At 69.8% G+C, this 17,548-nt stretch carries 17 protein-coding genes; 8 read left to right on the top strand and 9 right to left on the bottom strand.

All coding sequences use genetic code 11. The features are described from left to right. The first annotated feature begins 141 nt into the window (after positions 1–141). The 6 genes from NB3_RS32150 to NB3_RS32125 all read left to right on the top strand — a co-directional run bounded on the left by NB3_RS32150 (position 142) and on the right by NB3_RS32125 (position 5,162). Positions 142–927: an AAA family ATPase gene (locus tag NB3_RS32150; protein ID WP_244892166.1), complete on the top strand. Its 786-nt coding sequence runs from the start codon at positions 142–144 to the stop codon at positions 925–927. Between the two features lie 82 nt (positions 928–1,009). Next, entirely contained in the window at positions 1,010–1,312 is a 303-nt protein-coding gene (locus NB3_RS32145) for a hypothetical protein (RefSeq protein ID WP_067810756.1), read from the top strand. A gap of 40 nt (positions 1,313–1,352) precedes the next feature. After that, a complete protein-coding gene (locus NB3_RS32140; protein ID WP_067810753.1) occupies positions 1,353–3,041 on the top strand; it encodes a vWA domain-containing protein in 1,689 nt (562 codons plus the stop codon). 89 nt (positions 3,042–3,130) lie between these two features. Beyond that, entirely contained in the window at positions 3,131–3,415 is a 285-nt protein-coding gene (locus tag NB3_RS32135) for a hypothetical protein (protein ID WP_067810750.1), read from the top strand. Positions 3,416–3,771: 356 nt separating this feature from the next. After that, positions 3,772–4,602: a hypothetical protein gene (locus NB3_RS32130; RefSeq protein WP_067810771.1), complete on the top strand. Its 831-nt coding sequence runs from the start codon at positions 3,772–3,774 to the stop codon at positions 4,600–4,602. Between the two features lie 98 nt (positions 4,603–4,700). Continuing rightward, the gene (locus NB3_RS32125) at positions 4,701–5,162 is read left to right on the top strand and encodes a hypothetical protein (RefSeq protein WP_067810747.1); all 462 of its coding nucleotides are present in this window, start codon (positions 4,701–4,703) and stop codon (positions 5,160–5,162) included. 120 nt (positions 5,163–5,282) lie between these two features. On the opposite strand, the gene NB3_RS32120 is transcribed toward NB3_RS32125, so the two are convergent. The 9 genes from NB3_RS32120 to NB3_RS32085 form a co-directional block, all read right to left on the bottom strand. Then, positions 5,283–5,687 (bottom strand): hypothetical protein, encoded by a 405-nt coding sequence (locus NB3_RS32120; RefSeq protein WP_157112133.1) that lies wholly within the window; start codon positions 5,685–5,687, stop codon positions 5,283–5,285. Positions 5,688–5,692: 5 nt separating this feature from the next. Continuing rightward, the gene (locus tag NB3_RS32115) at positions 5,693–6,565 is read right to left on the bottom strand and encodes a DUF6192 family protein (protein WP_067810765.1); all 873 of its coding nucleotides are present in this window, start codon (positions 6,563–6,565) and stop codon (positions 5,693–5,695) included. A gap of 643 nt (positions 6,566–7,208) precedes the next feature. After that, positions 7,209–7,364: a hypothetical protein gene (locus NB3_RS35425; protein WP_157112132.1), complete on the bottom strand. Its 156-nt coding sequence runs from the start codon at positions 7,362–7,364 to the stop codon at positions 7,209–7,211. Between the two features lie 397 nt (positions 7,365–7,761). Further along, positions 7,762–9,252: a cutinase family protein gene (locus NB3_RS32110; RefSeq protein ID WP_067810742.1), complete on the bottom strand. Its 1,491-nt coding sequence runs from the start codon at positions 9,250–9,252 to the stop codon at positions 7,762–7,764. A 49-nt stretch (positions 9,253–9,301) separates the two neighbouring features. After that, entirely contained in the window at positions 9,302–10,315 is a 1,014-nt protein-coding gene (locus NB3_RS32105) for a C40 family peptidase (protein ID WP_067810740.1), read from the bottom strand. 7 nt (positions 10,316–10,322) lie between these two features. Further along, positions 10,323–11,327 (bottom strand): replication-relaxation family protein, encoded by a 1,005-nt coding sequence (locus NB3_RS32100; RefSeq protein WP_067810737.1) that lies wholly within the window; start codon positions 11,325–11,327, stop codon positions 10,323–10,325. A gap of 80 nt (positions 11,328–11,407) precedes the next feature. Further along, positions 11,408–13,915 (bottom strand): type IV secretory system conjugative DNA transfer family protein, encoded by a 2,508-nt coding sequence (locus NB3_RS32095; protein WP_067810734.1) that lies wholly within the window; start codon positions 13,913–13,915, stop codon positions 11,408–11,410. Continuing rightward, positions 13,912–14,943 carry a TRM11 family SAM-dependent methyltransferase gene (locus tag NB3_RS32090; RefSeq protein ID WP_067810731.1) on the bottom strand — a complete coding sequence of 344 codons (1,032 nt, stop codon included), beginning with the start codon at positions 14,941–14,943 and terminating at the stop codon, positions 13,912–13,914. Before NB3_RS32090 ends, NB3_RS32095 begins: the two co-directional genes overlap by 4 nt. Positions 14,944–15,002: 59 nt before the next feature. After that, positions 15,003–15,695 (bottom strand): hypothetical protein, encoded by a 693-nt coding sequence (locus NB3_RS32085; protein WP_067810728.1) that lies wholly within the window; start codon positions 15,693–15,695, stop codon positions 15,003–15,005. Between the two features lie 476 nt (positions 15,696–16,171). On the opposite strand from NB3_RS32085, the gene NB3_RS32080 reads away from it, so the two are divergent. Then, positions 16,172–17,149, top strand: coding sequence for a hypothetical protein (locus tag NB3_RS32080; RefSeq protein WP_157112131.1), 978 nt, complete (start codon positions 16,172–16,174; stop codon positions 17,147–17,149). Continuing rightward, entirely contained in the window at positions 17,140–17,547 is a 408-nt protein-coding gene (locus NB3_RS32075) for a pilin (RefSeq protein WP_244892165.1), read from the top strand. The genes NB3_RS32080 and NB3_RS32075 overlap by 10 nt, the downstream gene beginning before the upstream one ends. The last annotated feature ends 1 nt before the right edge of the window (position 17,548 follow it).

Genomic DNA, 17,548 nt, shown 5'->3' with positions numbered 1-17,548 from the left:
GCCTCGGCGGCATCCGCCACACCCGCCCCGGCCGCACCCGCTACGCCCCCGGCGGCACCCGCCGCGCCCGCTGCCCCGGCGGCCCCGGCCGCAAGCGCACCGCGTAGGCGGCCCCGTGCGGCGAAAACGACGAGTGGGCCGGTGGCGCGTCCGAATGGGCAGATGTATCACCCGCGCAAGCTGGCGGGCAGCGCCGATGTGGATGTGTTGCGCACGATGCGCGCCAACGAGGTGCCCGTGCTGCTGTACGGGCCACCCGGAACCGGGAAGACCTCACTGATCGAGGCCGCGTTCGGTGACCTGCTGACCGTGCAAGGGGATGGCGACACCACGGTCGCTGATTTCGTGGGCGAGTACACCCAAGCCCCGGACGGGACCTTCGTGTTCGTGCACGGGCCGCTGGTCCGCGCGATGCGCGAGGGCCGGGTCCTGTTCGTCGACGACGCGACCCTCATCGCCCCGACCGTGCTCTCGTGCGTATACCCCGCGATGGACGGGCGGCGGGAGATCGTGATCAAAGCCAACGGTGGCGAGGTCGTGAAAGCCGAGCCCGGGTTCTACATCTGCGCGGGTCACAACCCCGGAGTGCACGGGGCGATCCTGTCGGACGCGCTCGCCAGCCGGTTCGCCTTCCAGGTCCAGGTCTCCAGTGACTACGACCTCGCCGCCAGTCTCGGGGTGAACCCGAAAGCAGTGCGGGTGGCCCGCAATCTGTCCACCCGCCAAGCCAAGGGCGAGATCGGGTGGGCACCGCAACTGCGGGAACTTCTGGCCTTCCAGAAGATCTCCACCGCCACCACCGAACTCACCGCCGCCGCCAACCTCATCGGCACCGCGCCGGAAGAGGACCGCGCCATCGTCGCCGAGGTCGTGAAAACCGTATTCGGCACCACCCTCGAGCCCCTGTCGCTGGGCACCCGCCTCTAGGCGACCCTCCGCTACTGCCACCACCGACCCCGAACGCCCAAACCCGGGCGGCGACAGCTGAGTTCGAATAGGAGCCATTGCAATGACCGAATCGAGGAACCGGACGCGCCCGACCACCGCCGCGCTCACCCCGATCTACGAGGTGAAAAACCCTGTCACCGGTGACCAATTCATCATTTACGCCGCCGACGATGCGGGCATGTTCACCGTGGCGCACGTGAGCGCCCCCCTTGCCGCCCCGCGTATCCACTTGGTCAATCCCGACGACATCGCCGAATACGCGACGGGCGCGGTTGGTGTCATGCGCAACCGGCACGCGGGTTTCGCCGCGCAGGTCTACACCAACAGCGCACCCGCCCCGTTGTCCACCCGGCTGCCGGACTGAACCCCACTCACCCACCGCCTGATCGGAAGGAACATCCGCCGTGACTGCTCACGTGATCGCTGACCCTGCCACCACACCCGCCGCTCCGCCTGCCACCACTGGATGGGCTGCCCTGTCCGCCGCATTGACCGATGAGGCACCTCCGATCGCCGACCGCGACGACCTCGTGGTCACGATCGCCCCCGGTGCCGCGCACGGGCACCCGGCGGTGTTCATGCCGCATCGCGCCGCCATCGAACTCGACGGCACCCACCTCAAGATCGACCCGGCCACCGCGCGCCCGGACCGCAACAGCGACCGCGCCCGCTACCCGGCCCTGTTCGGTGCGTTCGTGCACGAATGCGCCCATGCCCGCCACTCGGCTTGGGAGCCGCCCGCCGTCGCGAATCCGGCCGTGGTCGAGGCCGCGATGCTGCTGGAAGAGTCCCGCATCGAGGCCGCGCAGATCCGCCGCCGCCCCGCCGACCGCCACTGGCTGCGCGCCTCGGCCACCGAGATCGTCATCGGAGACACCGGCGGCCCCGCCGCTATGGCAGCGGTACCCGCCACCGAATACGCCGCCGCGCACTCGGCCGCGTTGATCCTGGGCCGAGTAGACGGCGGCATCCTCACCGAGATCGAGACCGCACCCGCCGCCACCGCGATAAAAGCCATCCTCGGTGCTACGAAACTCGCCAACCTTCGAGCGATCTGGCAGCACGCGCACACCCTCGCCGACGACGACACGGCAGGGATGCTCGAACTGGGGCAGCGCTGGCTCGACCTGGTCGGCCCCGACCCGCACGCCGAACCCGACCCGGCCTCGATACTGGCCGCCGCGATCGACGCGACGATCACCAAAATCACCAAAGCAGTTGCCGACGAACCCGCCCCGCTCGATCCGGCGGAGATCGCCGCCGCCGCCGCTGCCGCCGAACTCATGGCCGAACTGGAAGCCGAGGCCGCCGCGAGCAAGGTGTTCGGCACTCGGGGTTCGACTCCCGTCAGCCGCACCCCTCGCACGCCGCGCCCGGATGAACGGGCCGCCGCTCGTGTGCTGGCGCGCGCGTTGAGCACCGCCAGCCGCCGTGAACGCGCCGTGGTCAAAACCGGGTCGGTGTTGCCGCCGGGGCGGGTGCGGATGCGCGGTGCGATGGCACGCGAGGCTCAGCGCGCCGCCGGTGCGATCCCTACCGCCGAGATGTTCACCCGCACCACCCGTAAAACCGTGCCCGTGCCCCCGCTACGAGTCGGGATCGCCTGCGACATCTCCGGATCGATGACCTCCTACGCCAAACCGGTCGCCTCCGCCGCGTGGATCATCGCCCACGCCGCCCAACTCGCCACCATGCCCGCCGACACCGCCACCCTCACCTTCGGCAACGACGTGCACCCCGTCACCCGCCCCGGCACCGCACCGGCCAAGGTCACCGAGTTCAAATCCAGCGACAACTACGAGGCCATCGACGAGGCCATCGACGCCCTCGACGGCGCGCTCGGACTATCCCGCCGAGAAAACACCCGCCTGCTGGTCATCATCTCCGACGGCATCTTCAGCACCGAACCCCGCCGACGCGCCCAGCAGCGCCTCGACCGGCTCCGCGCCAGCGGATGCGCGGTGCTGTGGCTCGCCCCCAACACGCGCAGTGCCCGACCCCTCACCGGTGCCACCGTCCACCGCATCACCGACCCCGCCACCACCGCCCAAGCCATCGCCCGCGCCGCTACCGCCGCCGTACGCACCGCATAACCCACCGGCCCCGGGGGCGCGGGGCACCCGCCCCGCGCCCCCAAGGGGACACACCGGCCACCTCGACACAGCAAGGAGACACACCCGCCATGACCGGCAACCACACCACCCCGCCCACCGACCAGCCCCACGAAACAGCTGCCACCGCAGGAGAACAGGCCGTGTGCGGGGCGGGCGGTGCGCCAACCGTGCCGCAGCTGCGCGTCGGTGACATCAATCCGGGCGTTACGGTCGCCGACCGCGCCGACATCTGCCGCGAGGGATATCTCGTCGGTATCGATCCCGGCCACTCGGAGGACGTGTATGTCGTTGAATGGGCCGACACCGGCGAATGCGAGGGAATGTCGCTGGACGACCTGACATGGCCGGTCTGAGTGCGAACCGATGCCAGCTGTGCGGCGAAGGTTATCGACTGCACCTCATCGGTGTGTCCCCGGACGAATCGAGACTGGCAAGGACGGTGCGGGCCGACTCGGTCGTGCCGCGTCGCTCTCGCGCGTAAAAGTCGAATTCCTCTCGCATTACTCGAATTCCGGCGACAGCGAGAGGAATTCGGGACGCGGATCTTCTTTTCATGATCCGCTTGACATCGGCACGGGTATCGAGCGTCCATAGGAGCGGGAACGACGCCGAACCCGCGGGGAATTTTCCCCGGATCCGGCGTGGTTTTCCGTCCCGGCCGGGACATGACCGAACACCCGAACTCCCGTTATTTATGGAGGGACCTGTCATGTCCACACGTAAGAAGAAGACCCCCACCACGCGCCCTGCATCGGGCACCACCGACCCGACCCCCGCCCCTACCGCTGCCGCCCCGGCGGGTGAACTGGGTACGCCCGCGTTGGGCACCGACACCGAGAAGGCAGTGTGGGCGGTGCTGGGCGACAATCCCGGATTCACCATCGATGAACTGGCCGGTGCCGCCGGTATCTCGGCTTCGACCACCCGGCGCATCCTGACCGGGTGGGAAAGCGTGGGCACCGCCCGGTCCCACCGTAATGCGGAGAACCCGCGCGCGGCCAAGACGTGGACCACCGCCGAACCGACCACCTCCGCCGAACCCGCCGCGCCCGAACCCGCTGACACGGCCCCCGCCGACATGGGCGCACCCGATGCCGCCGAACCGGTGGAACCGGCCGCCGATGACGCCACCGAACCCGAGACCGGCTCCGCGCCCGCGGAATCCGACGCGACGAACCGACCCGATAGCGGCACCGCGCCCGCTGACCCCGGCCCGGACGCGGCACTGCCGGAATCGGCCCCTGCCGCCCCTACGGCCGACGAAACCGCCGTACCCTCCACCGATGGCCCGGCACCGGCCCCGGACGCGGCAGCGGGCGGACCCGAGACGACCGAGCGGCTGGCTTCGGGGGCGTTGCGGGGGCTGGTCGAGCAGTGGCTGCACGATCACGCGGGCGAGGAGTTCACCCCGCACCAGATCGGCAAGGCCCTCGGCCGCTCAGCCGGTGCCGTGCACAACGCGCTGGTCAGCCTCACCAAGAGCGAGATCTCCCGCCAGACCTGCGCGGCCCCCAAGAGATTCGCCCTCGCCGAGGACTGACTCTCGTAGGTGCCCAGGGGCCGGGGGTTCGCCTCGGCCCCCCGGGGCACCAGGCGGTCACGTTCGACTCGTTCGTCATTTTTCTTGAAAGGTTTCTCATGTACAGCGCTTCCACCTCGGCCGCCGTCGCGGCGGCACTGCACCGTGTGTTCGCGTGCTCCCCGCACGCCGCCGACAGCCTCGAGTTGTGGCTGGCGGTCACTGCCGAGGCCTCCCACCAACTCGCCACAACCACTGAATCCTCTGCGGGGCCGTTGGTTCCGGTGTTCGCCTGCTACCGCAATCAGCGCACCGAGGCCGACTATCACCTCGCCACCGCCGCCGTACGCATCACGACCGGGCCGCTGAGCGGCATCACCTACACCGACCCCGACAGCGCGGCCCGCGCTATCGTCACCGCCTACCCGACCCCAGCCCCCGACATCGACTGGGGCGGCGAGGAGCGCGACGTCGTCGAGTTGCTGCCCCTGGTTCCGACCTGGCGATTTCGCCTCATTACCGACCCGGCCCCACAGGATCGGCCCGTCGAGCCGCCCACCGCGACCCCGATGAACGGCTAGCCTTCCCGCACACTGAAACGGCCGGTGGGGCCGAGCAGATGCTCGGCTCCACTGGCCGTTCGTCGTCTGACCGGGCAGGATGGGACTTCCGGTTGCGATCCGGGCTACAGCGACCGGCCGTCAAAGCCGAGACACGGCTTCGAGCATGGCTCTAACTCCGTTGACCTGGTCCAGGAACAGGCGGATCCAATCATCGTCGGGGCGTCGCTCGGCGTGCGGCGCAGCCGTGCCGGTAATCAGCCGCTTGGTGCGGGTATAGAGAGTGTGCACAATGGATCGTTCCTGGGCGATCCAGTCGTCCACGTCGTCGGTCATGCCGTGCCCTCCCGCGCGCCGCCAGGTGAGCGGTTGCATACGTTCGAAGGCACCGGTGTCTTTGATCCATGCCAGGCCGGTTCGGACCTGGCTTAGGGTGAGCCCGGTCGTGGCGGCGAGCTGTTGTGTGGTCAAGCGTGCCGGTCTCGCTTCGAGCAGAGCTGCCAGTACTCGTTCGCCGGTGATGTGCTTTGGCAGTCGCTTCGACATGATGTTCACTCCTCCGATAGGAGGCGAGCCAGCCCCTCGTCCAGGGACACATCGCCGGTATCGACAGCGGTTTCGATCCAATCCGTGGTGCTCCGCACTCGCGCGGTGTTCATGTGGATCGTTGCGCGTTCGGCGTCGGTGAATTCGTGGCCGCGCAACGTGGGAACGATGCGTCCGGCCGCGGCGACGAACTGAGCGCACATGCCGACCAGCTCGATGTACTCGGCACCGTGTTCGAGCTTCCTGATCACGGGATGGCGCTGGCGGGCGCGTTCGTTCGATTGCCGCGCACGGTCGACCTGCGCGGTGTTAACGGCGTGGCGAGCGGTGTGGTCGGCCATCGCCTCGAACGCGACGTTCGGCCGGTTGAGGAAGTTGCGTGTCACTGTGGTGGCGACCGAGTCGTCCTTGGCCAGTTCGTGGATTCGATCGACCTTCTCCTGCGCGGTCCTGGGCACGGGAGCCTTCCAACCGACGTAGCGGCAGGCACTCTCGTAGTTCCAGCGGTCCTCGCCGTCCGGGGGGTGCTTGATCACCTCGTAACGATCGTCTTCGTCCAGTCCGGCAAAGACCCTGTGGATGTAGTGGGAGACCCCTTTGCGACGTTTCCCCTTCGGCCACCGTGAGGACACCCACCGATAGGTATTGAGTGTCGCCGGGGGGATGCCGATGTCGTTGGCGAATCTTTCGATGCTGTAGGACACCGTCATCAACGGTTCGCTGGCGTGTGCTCCGCCATACTGTTGCATCGGAGCAACCTTCAACGCGTCGTCGCCGAGTCCGAACTGCGCGTGCGACTGCTGCTCGACGAGCCCGCGCGCATGCTGAACCAATCGCTGGTACTGTCGTTCGGTGACGTTTCCGATCTTGGTGGGCATCGCCACCATCTCCTTGATCTTGCCTGACCGTTCGCCGATCGCCCACCTGGCGGATCCGTCGCATTGCGCTGGAGCCGGAGGCTATGCGAGCGCGAACGGATAACGAATAGGCCGGACCAATTATGCGCGCAGCCTACCGCTGCGGCAAGCATGAATGTCCCATGTTTTCCCAGGTAGAGGCTAGTTTTAATGAGTTGCGGCCAGCCGTTCGGGATACAGTCACCGTGACACCTGCGCCGAACGTCTTCGTCGCCACGCGCGCGTGCGGCAGCGGTGGGAGCAGTAGATCGCCGACGAGCGATGATCCAGTCCGATCACCCACGTCCGTCGACACTCGGGGCAGGTTGCCCGCGGTGCTGCGCGGTTGTGGATAGCCCTGACTCGGCTTCGAGTCTGCTGAAACCACCGCCAGTGACGCGCCCGGCAAGCCGAAGAGCAATACAGGGCGTCAGCACGAGTGGCCGACGACAGGGGACGGCCGCACGCGTGGCAGAACCGCCTATTCGCTGGCGTGGTTGTTGAGCTTCGATCGGCCAATCGGCCATCTCCTCGCTTCGAGGACATCAACCGACGCTACCCCGGCACGGCGAGGCCACAAGCCGTGGTTTCTCGTCGTGCCGGTTATCTCGGCGCCACCGAGTGCTCAATCGTCGTCTTCGAGGCAGTCAGCCTCGTTGCGATCTGCGGCAGCATCAGCACGCTCCGCGAACCCCGATGTCGCTGTCGGCGATGAAGGGTCCCGCTCAGCGGCGGCGCCGATACGATCGGCTGATTCCCGGTCCATCCATTCCTTGCCCATGACGGGTCTCCAATCATGAAGAGGGAGCCCGCCCCGCGGCGCGATGCGGAATGACCGTTGGTCGAGCCCCAGGGCGTGGCAAACTACCGGCGGCCGTTACCTGGGGTCGATGGAAGCCAGCGGTCTACGGCGGGATTGCCGCCCGCTGGAAACGCCCACCCGGCAGAAGCGGGCGAACGGGCACGTCACAGTTCAACCGTGTTTCGAGGAGCGCCGACCGTCTAGCGCACCTTGCCCGAGAAGACGCTGCTGACACCCGGTTGAGCCTCTTGCCAGCTTCCCGTCCTTCCAGCATCGCCTCAGTGCGATCGTCTGGGCAAGTCCATACGACGAGCAGACCGCGTGCCACAGTGGCCACGCCAGACCGCACGCATCCCTGCTCCACCTGAACCAACATCTATGTCGTGTGGTCGATGGCGTTCTCGAGCCAGCCCAGCAGCGTCGTGGTGGCGGCGGTGGTGTAGCCGGTGGCGTGGACCCCGCTGGCGGCGAATCCAGCGGCGTCGCTGCCCTGCTGGGCCAGCGCGGCGCCGGTGGCCGGTGGGGTGGTGGCGGTGTAGGTCTGGGCCAGCGACCCGACCCGGGTCCCGGTGAACGCTTGTGCGGTGGCTGCGAGGAGGTCGGTGGCGACCGGGGCGAATCCGGTCAACGCGGCCAGTGTGGCGAGAGGGTCACCGGCGGCCAGTGCCTGCACGGCGGTCCAGGCGATCTCCTGGGCGCGCCCGATGTCGGCGGCGATCCGCGCGATGTCCAGGCCCGCGAGCATGCCGACGATCTGAGCGGCGACCCCGACCCATCCGGAGGTATCCAGCGGCGCGGCCAACGCCAACACATGAGCCACCAGCCGCAGGTCGATGCCGGCGGCCATGCGCACGACCGGGGCGAACTGGTTGTTGAGGTCCCCGGCGAGCCGGTGCAGGCCGGGGATGTCGCCGGCGCCGACGAGGGCGGGCAGCTGGGCGAGATCGCCCGCGATGGCGGGCACGTTCGTGGCGAACTCAGCCAGCCCGCCCAGCACCGTGATCACCTGTGCGAGTACCTGAGAAGGATCCAGACCTCCGATCGAGACCCCGGTCGAGGCCGGTGGGGTCCCGCCCGCGCCGGTGGTGGGGGCCGATGCCGATGTCGAGCTGGGGACCTGCGCCGAGGTGGCCGGGGCCGGGGCGGGAGACGGCGGGGCCCCGGCCGAGTCGGGGACCGAAGCCACGGCGTGGCCGACCGCGGCGAGGACCGGTGGGGTCTCGGGTGTGGTCGAGCAGTAGAGGTCGCCTTCGGCGCAGAGGGTGCGGACGCGGTCGGTGAGGTCGCCGAAGCCCAGCGGGCGGGGACCGGCGATGCCTCGTCCGGGCACCGAGTTCCCGAGTTGGGTGGTGGCCGGGTCGCGGTGGGGGTCGGAGACGAGTCCGACCGCCACGACCCTCGAGGCGGGGATGGGCCCTCGATGGTTGCCGATGGCGGTGGCGAGGTCGCCGGCGATATCGGCGCCCTGGGAGTAGCCGACAAGCACCACGCGCGTGGTCGAGCACAAACCCGCGAGGGTGGCGGTGAGCGTCTGCGCACCGTGTGTTTGAGAGGTGGTGTCGGGCGCGACGTCGGCGCTGTAGGCGAGGGTGCGCACGTCGATATTGCTGCCGTAGCGAGCGGCCAGGCCCTGCGCGATAGGAGCGAGCATCCCGACCGGGCGGGTAGGGTCGGCGGCCGGTGCGGTGTCCCACGTGCCCGGCACCAGCAGTGCGGTCCAGCGCGGGCAGGACGCGGCGGCGGGGGCCGCGGTCGGGTCTGCGGCGGCGACACCGGCCCCGACGCCGGTCGCGGTAGCGACGGCGGCACACAACAGCGCGCGGACGATGTGGCGGCGGGGGCGGATGATCCGGTGGCGGATGCGCATGGTGGTTCTCCTGTCGGTGTCGGTTCGGAACAGGCGTCGTGGTGGCGCGCTACGGTGAGTCACGCGAATCATGTTGTGCGGGTGAGTTGATCGCGGCGGGTCGGGTCGCGCCGTAGTAGTCGTCGCCGGGATAGCGGTAGGCGCTGACCTGGACGGGCTGTCCGAAGGTCGGCGCGTGGACCATGCGTCCGCCTCCGAGGTAGAGGCCGACGTGGTGCACGTTGTTGTCGGCGGCGCCGTAGAAGACGAGATCGCCGGGGATGAGCTGATTTTCGGGGATTTGGGGGCCGGTGTGGATCTGGTCGTAGGTGGTGCGGGGCAGAGTGATTCCGGCCGCGCGGTAGGCGGCCTGGGTGAGCCCGGAGCAGTCCCAGCCGCCGTTGACTTCGGGACCGTTGCCGCCCCACACGTAGGCGACCCCGAGCTGGGCGCAGGCGAAGGAGATCGCCTGCGCGGCGGCGGGACTCGCGGCTTGGATGGTGTGGCAGTCACCGCTGCCGGAGGGGGCGGTGGCGCGGTAGCGGGCAGCTTGGTCGAGTACCTGCTCGACGTACCAGTCGGCGTGGTTGTAGGCGAAGATCGCCGCACGCAGATCAGCGGGGGCGCCGGAGTCGCAGAGGTAGTGGGCGGCGGCGTGGATGGCGTCGCTGGGGTTGTAGCGCGAGGGCGGGCTCGTCCCGCCCGCAGGCAAGGGGTGCCGGGATACCACGCCCTCGAAGGTTGGTTCGAGGAACTGCATCGGCCCGGCGGCTCCAGACGAGTTCTCCCCGGACCGTACGCCCGGCAGGGGTGAGCGGCCGTGGTCGGTCTCGATCTTGCCGATCGCGGCGAGCACCGACCAGTCCAGGCCGGGACAATCCCCGGCGGCCTGTTGGTAGAGCACCAGCAGATCGGGCGGAATGTCCTCTCGCGCTTGCGGGCTGGGGGTGCTGCCCGCACCCGCCGAGGGTGCGGGGGCCAGTAGCGGCTGGTCGTAGACGATGACGGTGGCGACCACGGCGGCGATCACGACGACGCAGAACACCACCGCAGCACCACCCGCACCGAGCGCTTTGACCAGCATCGCCTTTTCACCAGCCCTGGACTGTCGGCGGTCGGGGTGGTGGTGGCGCGAGCATGACCTGCCCGCCGAGGGCGGTCGTGGTCGGCTCGGCGTCGATATCGCTGCTGGGTGGGGTGCGGCGGGGCCAGACGGCGGCCAGCTCGCGCAGGTGCAGACGGCTCGCGCGGGTGGCATCGAGGGGTAGCCACACCCGGTCGGCGGGGCTGGGATCAGTGAAGGGGGCGAGGAGTTCGGCGGCGGCGGTGGCGACCGGCACCGCGCCGGGGTCGGGCAGCTGCTCCCAGCTCTTGCGCACCGTGTCGCGAGCGTTGGTCTCCCGCGCGGTGGTCGGTACCCAGAACAGGACGGGGGTGATGACGCCGGTGGTGCGGGCCAGCTCGCCGTAGCCGTGCAGCTTCGCCGCGACACGCCTCAGGGCGGTGGTGGCGAGGTCGTATTCCAGGAAGAAGTCAAAGACGGTGCCGGTGTGGGTGTAGCGGCCGAAGGCGTCGGGGCGGGCGAGGTCGCCCCACAGTCGCTGGCAGCGGGTCTGTGACCACCACGCCGTCACCCGCCCGTCCGGGTCGTGGTGGGTGGTGAGGGTGGTGAACCATTCGTTGACGCCGAGGGTGTGGGTCAGGTGCAGGCTGTGGGCGACGGCGAGGGCCTGTTGGTGGTTGTATCCGAGGTCGCGCACGCTGGCGGCGGCTTCCGCGGCGAGCACGGTGGCTCCGGCGGGGGCGAGTACCCAGTGGGAGGGGGCGCTGCCTCGGGTGCGCAGGGGCCGGAACCGGTCCAGGACTCGGTAGTGGTTCAGGATCGCCAGGCGGCGGCGGGCGATCTTGGGGGTGGGGAAGGCCAGCTCGGCGAGCTGGTTGGTGGTCAGAACACGATGCTCGTGCAGCATTCGCAGGATCCAGCGGTCACGGCCGGTCAGCGGCGGCACCAACGGGACCTTCTCCGACCCCGAGGGCCGGGCCCGGGCGGGGCGCGGCGCGCGCAGGTCGGCTTGCCGATCGGGGTGGGCGATCATCAGCGAGGGGAGCCTTTCGAGGAGATGAGGACACGGGCAGCGGCGTCGCCGGGGCGCGTCACCGCCCTCGGCTGCGGGGTCTAGATCAGCCGGGGCTCGCCGGTGCCGGGTGCTGTACCGCTGACGGCGGGTTTGCCGCCAGGTGCGGCGTCGGGTGGTGTGAACAGGCGGGCGCGGGCGGCGGCGGCGATCTCGCGGGCACGACCGGGGGTCGGCGGCGGCAACGGGCGGGTGGTGAGGGTGAACGGTCGGGCGTTCTGTCCATCGACCAATAGCCGCGCGGCGGCGTGGAAGGCGTCGAGGTGGGTCAGGTCGTGCTCGGACAGCCAGGGGTGGGTGTGGCGGGCGAGATCGCGGGCGTCGTCGGGTGACACCGCGAAGATGATCTTGTTGCGGGCGTTGGCGGAGATACCGTCGCGCAACTCCCGGGAGAGCTGGCCGAGGTTCTGATGCGCGAGCAGCAGCGACAGGCGTAATCCGCGGGCTTCGGCGAGCATGTCCTCGATCGGGGTGGACAGGTTCAAGAAGTTCTGCGCCTCGTCCAACACCAAAGCCGCGTCGGGGCGGTCGGCGGCGGGGACGCGGGCGCGGGCGGTGACGGCCTGCCAGGTGCGTGCGACAAGTAGTGAGCCGACCAGGCGGCTGGTCTCCTCCCCCAGTGAGCCTTTCGGCAGCCTCGCCAGGCAGATTCCGCCCTCATCGAGGATGTCGGCGAACTCGACCGTGGAGGGTCCGCCCGCGATGGCGGCGCGCACGAACGGCCGCAGCAGGAACGCGCGCAGTTTGTTCAGTAGCGGCCCGATGAGTTGGGCGCGGCCGGTGTCGCTGAGTTGTTCGTAGCTGTCCCAGAATCCGCGCAGGACGGGGTCGGGGGTGGTGCGGGTGACACGGTTGCGGAAGGCGGGTTCGGTGAGTAGGCGGGGCAGGTCGGCGAGGGTGGCGGTGCCGGGTTGGGCGCACAGGGTGAGAAGGCTCGCGCGCATGATGTCGTCGGTGCGCGGCCCCCACCATTGGTGGAAGATCCGGTGGAACACCGTGACGAGGTTGTCCACCGCCAAATCCAGTCCCGCCCGCCCGATGTCGAGCGGGTTCACGCATGGCGGCGGCGCGGTGGAGTCGGCGTCGAACAGCACGACCCGGTCACCGAAGCGCGACGGCAGCCGCGACAGCACATCGGTGACGAGGTCGCCTTTAGGGTCGATGACGATCACCCCGCGCCCGGCGTCGGCGTCATCGAGGATCAGCCGCGCCAGCAGTGTCGACTTGCCGACGCCGGTGGGGCCGAGGATGTGTAGGTGGTGGCGGGCGTCGGAGACCTTGACCGCGACCGGGCGGCGGCCACCGGTATCGGCGAGGCCGAGGGGTTTGGTGTACGGGCCGCCGGTGGGGATCTGCGGTGCCGGGGTGAGGGCGCGGGCTCCGGCGCGTTGCAGGCCGGGTAGCCCGTCGTCGGTGGGCAAGTGGGCGATCGTGGCGAGTTCGGGTACTGACAACACGTCCCCGCGCCCGAGTCGCCGCTCGGCTATCAGCAGTGCGAGCCGGAGGCGGCGGCGTCGCCGGTAGTAGTTGTGGTCGGTGCAGGCCCCGAACACCGTCGCGAGAGCGTCCGCACGTCCACGTGCCACCGCCCGCGCCTCGCCACGGCCTCGGTCGCCGGGCACCGGTATCGATACCGCGTAGCGCACGACGCTCTCCCAGTGCGCGCCTCGCGCCTTGGTGGCCGCCGCTCGGGCGGCGGCGGTGTGCTCCATCGTCGTTTGCCGGTCTCTCGACGCCGCGCCCGTGCCGCTGGTGCGTGCAGGCCGGGTGACGGGTCCTGGCGGGAGCAGGTTCAACACCTCGCGCGCCAGCGCCCGCACCACCCCGGCCGGTGCCCCCGCCGACCCGGCAGTCGCGGCGTTGCGGGTGGCGCGGGCGACGCGGCGGCCGGTGACCGGGCGGGCGAGGATCTGCACGCACGCGGCCTGGCCGGGAGCGAGGTCGTCGGCGGCGGTGATCAGATCCCGTACCAGATCGCCGCTGTAATCGGTGCGCAGCGGCAGACCTTCGCGGCGACCCAGCCGCAACTCACCGCCCGCCATGATCCGCCGGGTGCCGTCCGAGGCGTCTGGTAGCGGAGACCGGGCAGACCGGGTGGTGTCGGTGTGCGCGCCGGGCCAGGCCGAGGCGACCGCGCGTTCGATCAATCCGGGCGGAACGGCACCGGGGACCCAGAGGCGGATCGCGGCTCCGTCCTCGGGAGTCACGGTGTACTCGAACCCCAGATGCGGCTGCCCGAACAGCAGCCGCGCCCACGCCGGGCGCAGCTGCCCGATCAGGTGCGACCAGAACGCGAGCGCGCCCTTCGCGTCGAGGACGGGTGGGGTGAGCAGAGTGACCTGGCGAGCCTGGGCGCGCAGCCGGCGGCCTCGCCGCCGCACCAGTGCCCGCGCCGCGGCGAGCACACCGGCCACTCCCAGCGCCACCACGAGGGTGGCCGGGGAGACCACGCTGTGTCCGATCGTCGCGGCGATATCGCGCAGCGTCGCGCCGGGCGCGAGCAGCGCCCGGCCCAGCCACCCCTGCTCAGGGCTCGCGGTGGTGTTCACGCCGCCACCTGCCCCGGCACAGTGGCGGTGGTGGGCGTGCCCCAGAACGGGGCAGCGCCGTACTGGAGCTGGCCGCGAGTGCCCCGCTGTTCGGCCGAGGCCGAGGCCGAGGCGGTCAGCGGCTTGCGGAGAACGACGACATCTTCGTGCGCGATGAGGTGCATCGGCAGCCCGGCCGCGCGCTGTTTGACGATGAAGTCGCGTTGGAAGAAACTGCTGCGCGCGACAAGGTCACCCTCCGACAGCCGCCCCAACAGGGCGACGCAACGCTCGACAGGGACCAACCCGGCCAGCGTGCCGCAGGTGATCAGGTGCGCGGGCAGGTTCACCAGCTCGGCGTGCTGCCGCCAGGGCCGGGCGGTGATCACCACATGCCCGCCCGGAGCGAGGTATTCGGCGGCTCCGGTGAGGATGCGGGTGAACCCCGACAGGAGGCGGCCGAGCCCGACGTTGGCGAGGTTGCCGCGATCGAGGACCGCGCCGTAGCGGTGGTTGTATTTGTGGACGCCTTCCCCGGCGCGGACCCGGACGTGGCCGTGGGTGGAGTCGCCGTAGGGCGGGGAGGTGATCACCAGGTCCACCCGGCCACGCACCTCCTCTGGGAGAAGGGTGGGGAGTTTGCGGGCGTCGCCGTTGTAGACGGCGGCATCGAGGTCGATACCGGCGTCGCGGGCGAGCCCGATGTTGGTGCGCGCCAGTTCGGCCCACCTGCTCTCGTACTCGACACCTACGGCGCGGCGGCCGGTGTGGAGGGCTTCGACGAGTGTGGTGCCGATCCCGCACATGGGGTCCAGCACGAGGTCCCCGGGGCGGGTGTAGACGGCGACGGCGTGCTGCACGATCGCGGGGAACATCTTCGCCGGGTGCTTGACGCTGTCGGGGTGATACCGGCCCCGCCGCTGCACCGCAGGCGGGGTCTGGGCGGTGGCCCACACCGACACCGGGACGGCGGCGGGACCGGTCGGGGTCGCGGTGCCGGAGTCGACGGTGCCGGTGGTGTCGGTGTCGGTGGTGGAGTCGAGTGTCATCGAGTGTCCTTCGCGAGATCGGTCGGTCGGTGGTCGTTGCGCGGGCATGGCGGGAGGAGTCACCGCGGCGAGGCGGACTCGTCGGAGCGGGGCTGGAGGAACGCGAACACGTCGGTGTGCGCGACCACATGCCGAGCGGCGCCCGAGTCGGGCGTGGCGGCGGGCAATGTCGCGGTGATGGTGGTGCCGGTGACGGGCACGGCGATGATGTGCTGGAGGTAGAGCAGATCGGCGGCCTGAGCGGCGGCCACGACCGCACCGGCCGGATCGATCAGGACCCCGTCGCGGCTGTGGCGGCAGCGCCCGAGTACGACCAGCAACCCGCCTGCCGCCAACCGCTCCACCGCGAGCGCGGCGAGGTGTTCGGCGGCAGCTACCGGGTCGAGGTGATCGGCCAGCAAACTCACCACGACCAGATCCATCGGTTCATCCGCAGCGGTGCGTGGGGTGGGGTCGTCTCCGCCGTGGCGGCCCAGCGCCGCCACCGTCGCCAGCGCCGCCGCCGTGTCCGGCTCGATCTCCCGTAGCTCGCCGCGACTGGCGGGAGCGGGCCAGCCGATCAACAACACCCGGTCCCCGGGCGCGGAGAACTCGCGCACCGCGCGGGACAGGATCGGTTCGGGCCAGCGGTCGCCGGGATCGAGGGTCTGGGTTCCGGCGGCCCACAGGGTCGAGGGGACCGCTACCGGAGCCGCCGCGCGGGTGGCGGCGGTGACGGACCGGGATGGACGCTGACGAGATGTCGCGGTCATGGGGTGTGCTCCTGACGGTGGGAGAAAGATGTATCTACTGAAGTAATCCCGCCGAAAACCCCATTTTTGGACACCCGCTACCGATATTTCTTCGCGCGAGTTTTTCCCGGCTTCGCAATCAGCTCTCGGCACCGCTGTTACGAAAGCGCGTAGCGCCCTCGTGTTCGGTTGGAAAGATATTTTTTCCGTTGCATCCGAAGAGTTGCCACAGCCGATACCCAACCACCCCCAAAACGCCCCCAAACCACCCCGGTACATACACAACCCCTGGTAGTAGGAGCCGCGCGTGAGGGTGTGACTGGCCGGGCGACGGTGGTGTGCCAGAGGGTTACTTACCCGAGTGGGGGTGCCGTGGGTGTTGTTCAAATGTGTCACGGGGGTGTTTTAGATGTGTTCTGGGGGTGTTTTGGGGGTGGGTCTCCGGTGTCCTTGTCGGGTCGGAATCTTTCGCGTTTTCCACCGAGCAGGAGTAGATGGTGACGGAATCGAAGTACGGGAATTCATCACAGCCGATCGTGGCGGTGCGCTCGCCCTTATCGGTGGCGTCCTCGGCATTCGACCGTATTGCCGCGCAGGAATTGCCCGCCGACCCGCACCCGGTACCGCAACCGGTCCCGTGGAGGCGGGTGCAGTCCTGGAGCGGGTTACGCGAGCTGCTGTGGCAGCCCGGCGTGACGACCGTTCGAGTCGACCAGATCTGGGTGTGGCTGATCGAGCGGTCCCGCGCGTACGGCGAGGACGCGACCCTGGTGTGCGCGAGCCTGGCGTATCCGATGCTCGCGGGCACGGCCGGATTGTTCGCCGCCCCCGCCAGCCCCAAGCGCCATGACATCGAGTCCGAGGTACTGACCGGATTCCTCACCCACCTCGGGTGCGTCGAGCTGGATCAGCCGGGCGTGTGGCATCGACTGCGGTGGGCGAGCTACCGCGCCGCGATCAGGGCTGTCCCTCAACAGGACGTGCTCACCGAGGCGGTCGCCGACCACGACGACCTCGATCTGATCGCGAAGTACGGCCGGGTGATGGTGAGCGAGCCAGGTCACCCCGAGACCGTTCTCGCCCTGGCCGTCGCCGACGGAGTCCTCACAGCCGGGGCCGCCGAGCTGATCGCCCTCACCCGGTGGGAGCACCGCCCGCTGAACTGCCTGGCCGCCGAACGCGGCGACTCGCACTGGGCGTTGCGCAAACGACGCCAGCGCGCCGAAGCGCGACTCGTGGCATGGCTGGCCGATCGCGCCCGCGACACCGCAGCCGCCACCACCGAAACCCGCGTCCTGAACACGCTGCCCACCCACAACCACCCCACCGCCACCGCCGACACGGACGCGACGCACGGGGATCGGCGGACAGCCACCCACCGCACACGAACACCAAAGCCCCGCGCGATCGAGCAGACCTCGCCCACACCGGCCCGCCCCGACACCGACGACCAGGAGGTGCACTCATGCGCATAAACCGACACTTCGACACAGCCACAACACCGCAGCGCCAGGCGCGCGTTGTCCGCGTTCGGCGGTGGGCGACGCTCGCAGCGACCGCCTGCACCATCGCCGTCGTCCTTATGGTGGCGGCCGGTTCGGCGGCGGCCACACCACCGGGGCCGCCGGTGCTGGCGATCGCGTCCTCGCTGGACCAGGTGCTCGACAACCTGCGCAACTGGCTGATCGGCATCCTCGCCGCCCTGGCAACGGTGTGCCTCACCGTCGCCGGAGCCCGCTATCTCATCGGCGCGGGCGACCCGGCCGAGATGGAGAAGGCCAAAAGCGCTTTCCGCGCGGCCTGCCTCGGGTACGCGCTGGCGATGCTGGCCCCGGTCATCGTCACCGTCCTCAAATCCATCGTCGGAGCCTGAC

Origin of the sequence: Nocardia beijingensis NBRC 16342, from assembly GCF_001612785.1 — a bacterium.
Classification (GTDB): domain Bacteria; phylum Actinomycetota; class Actinomycetes; order Mycobacteriales; family Mycobacteriaceae; genus Nocardia; species Nocardia beijingensis.
Note: the sequence above shows the minus strand (reverse complement) of the source record. Positions and strands in the feature narration are given on the sequence as shown.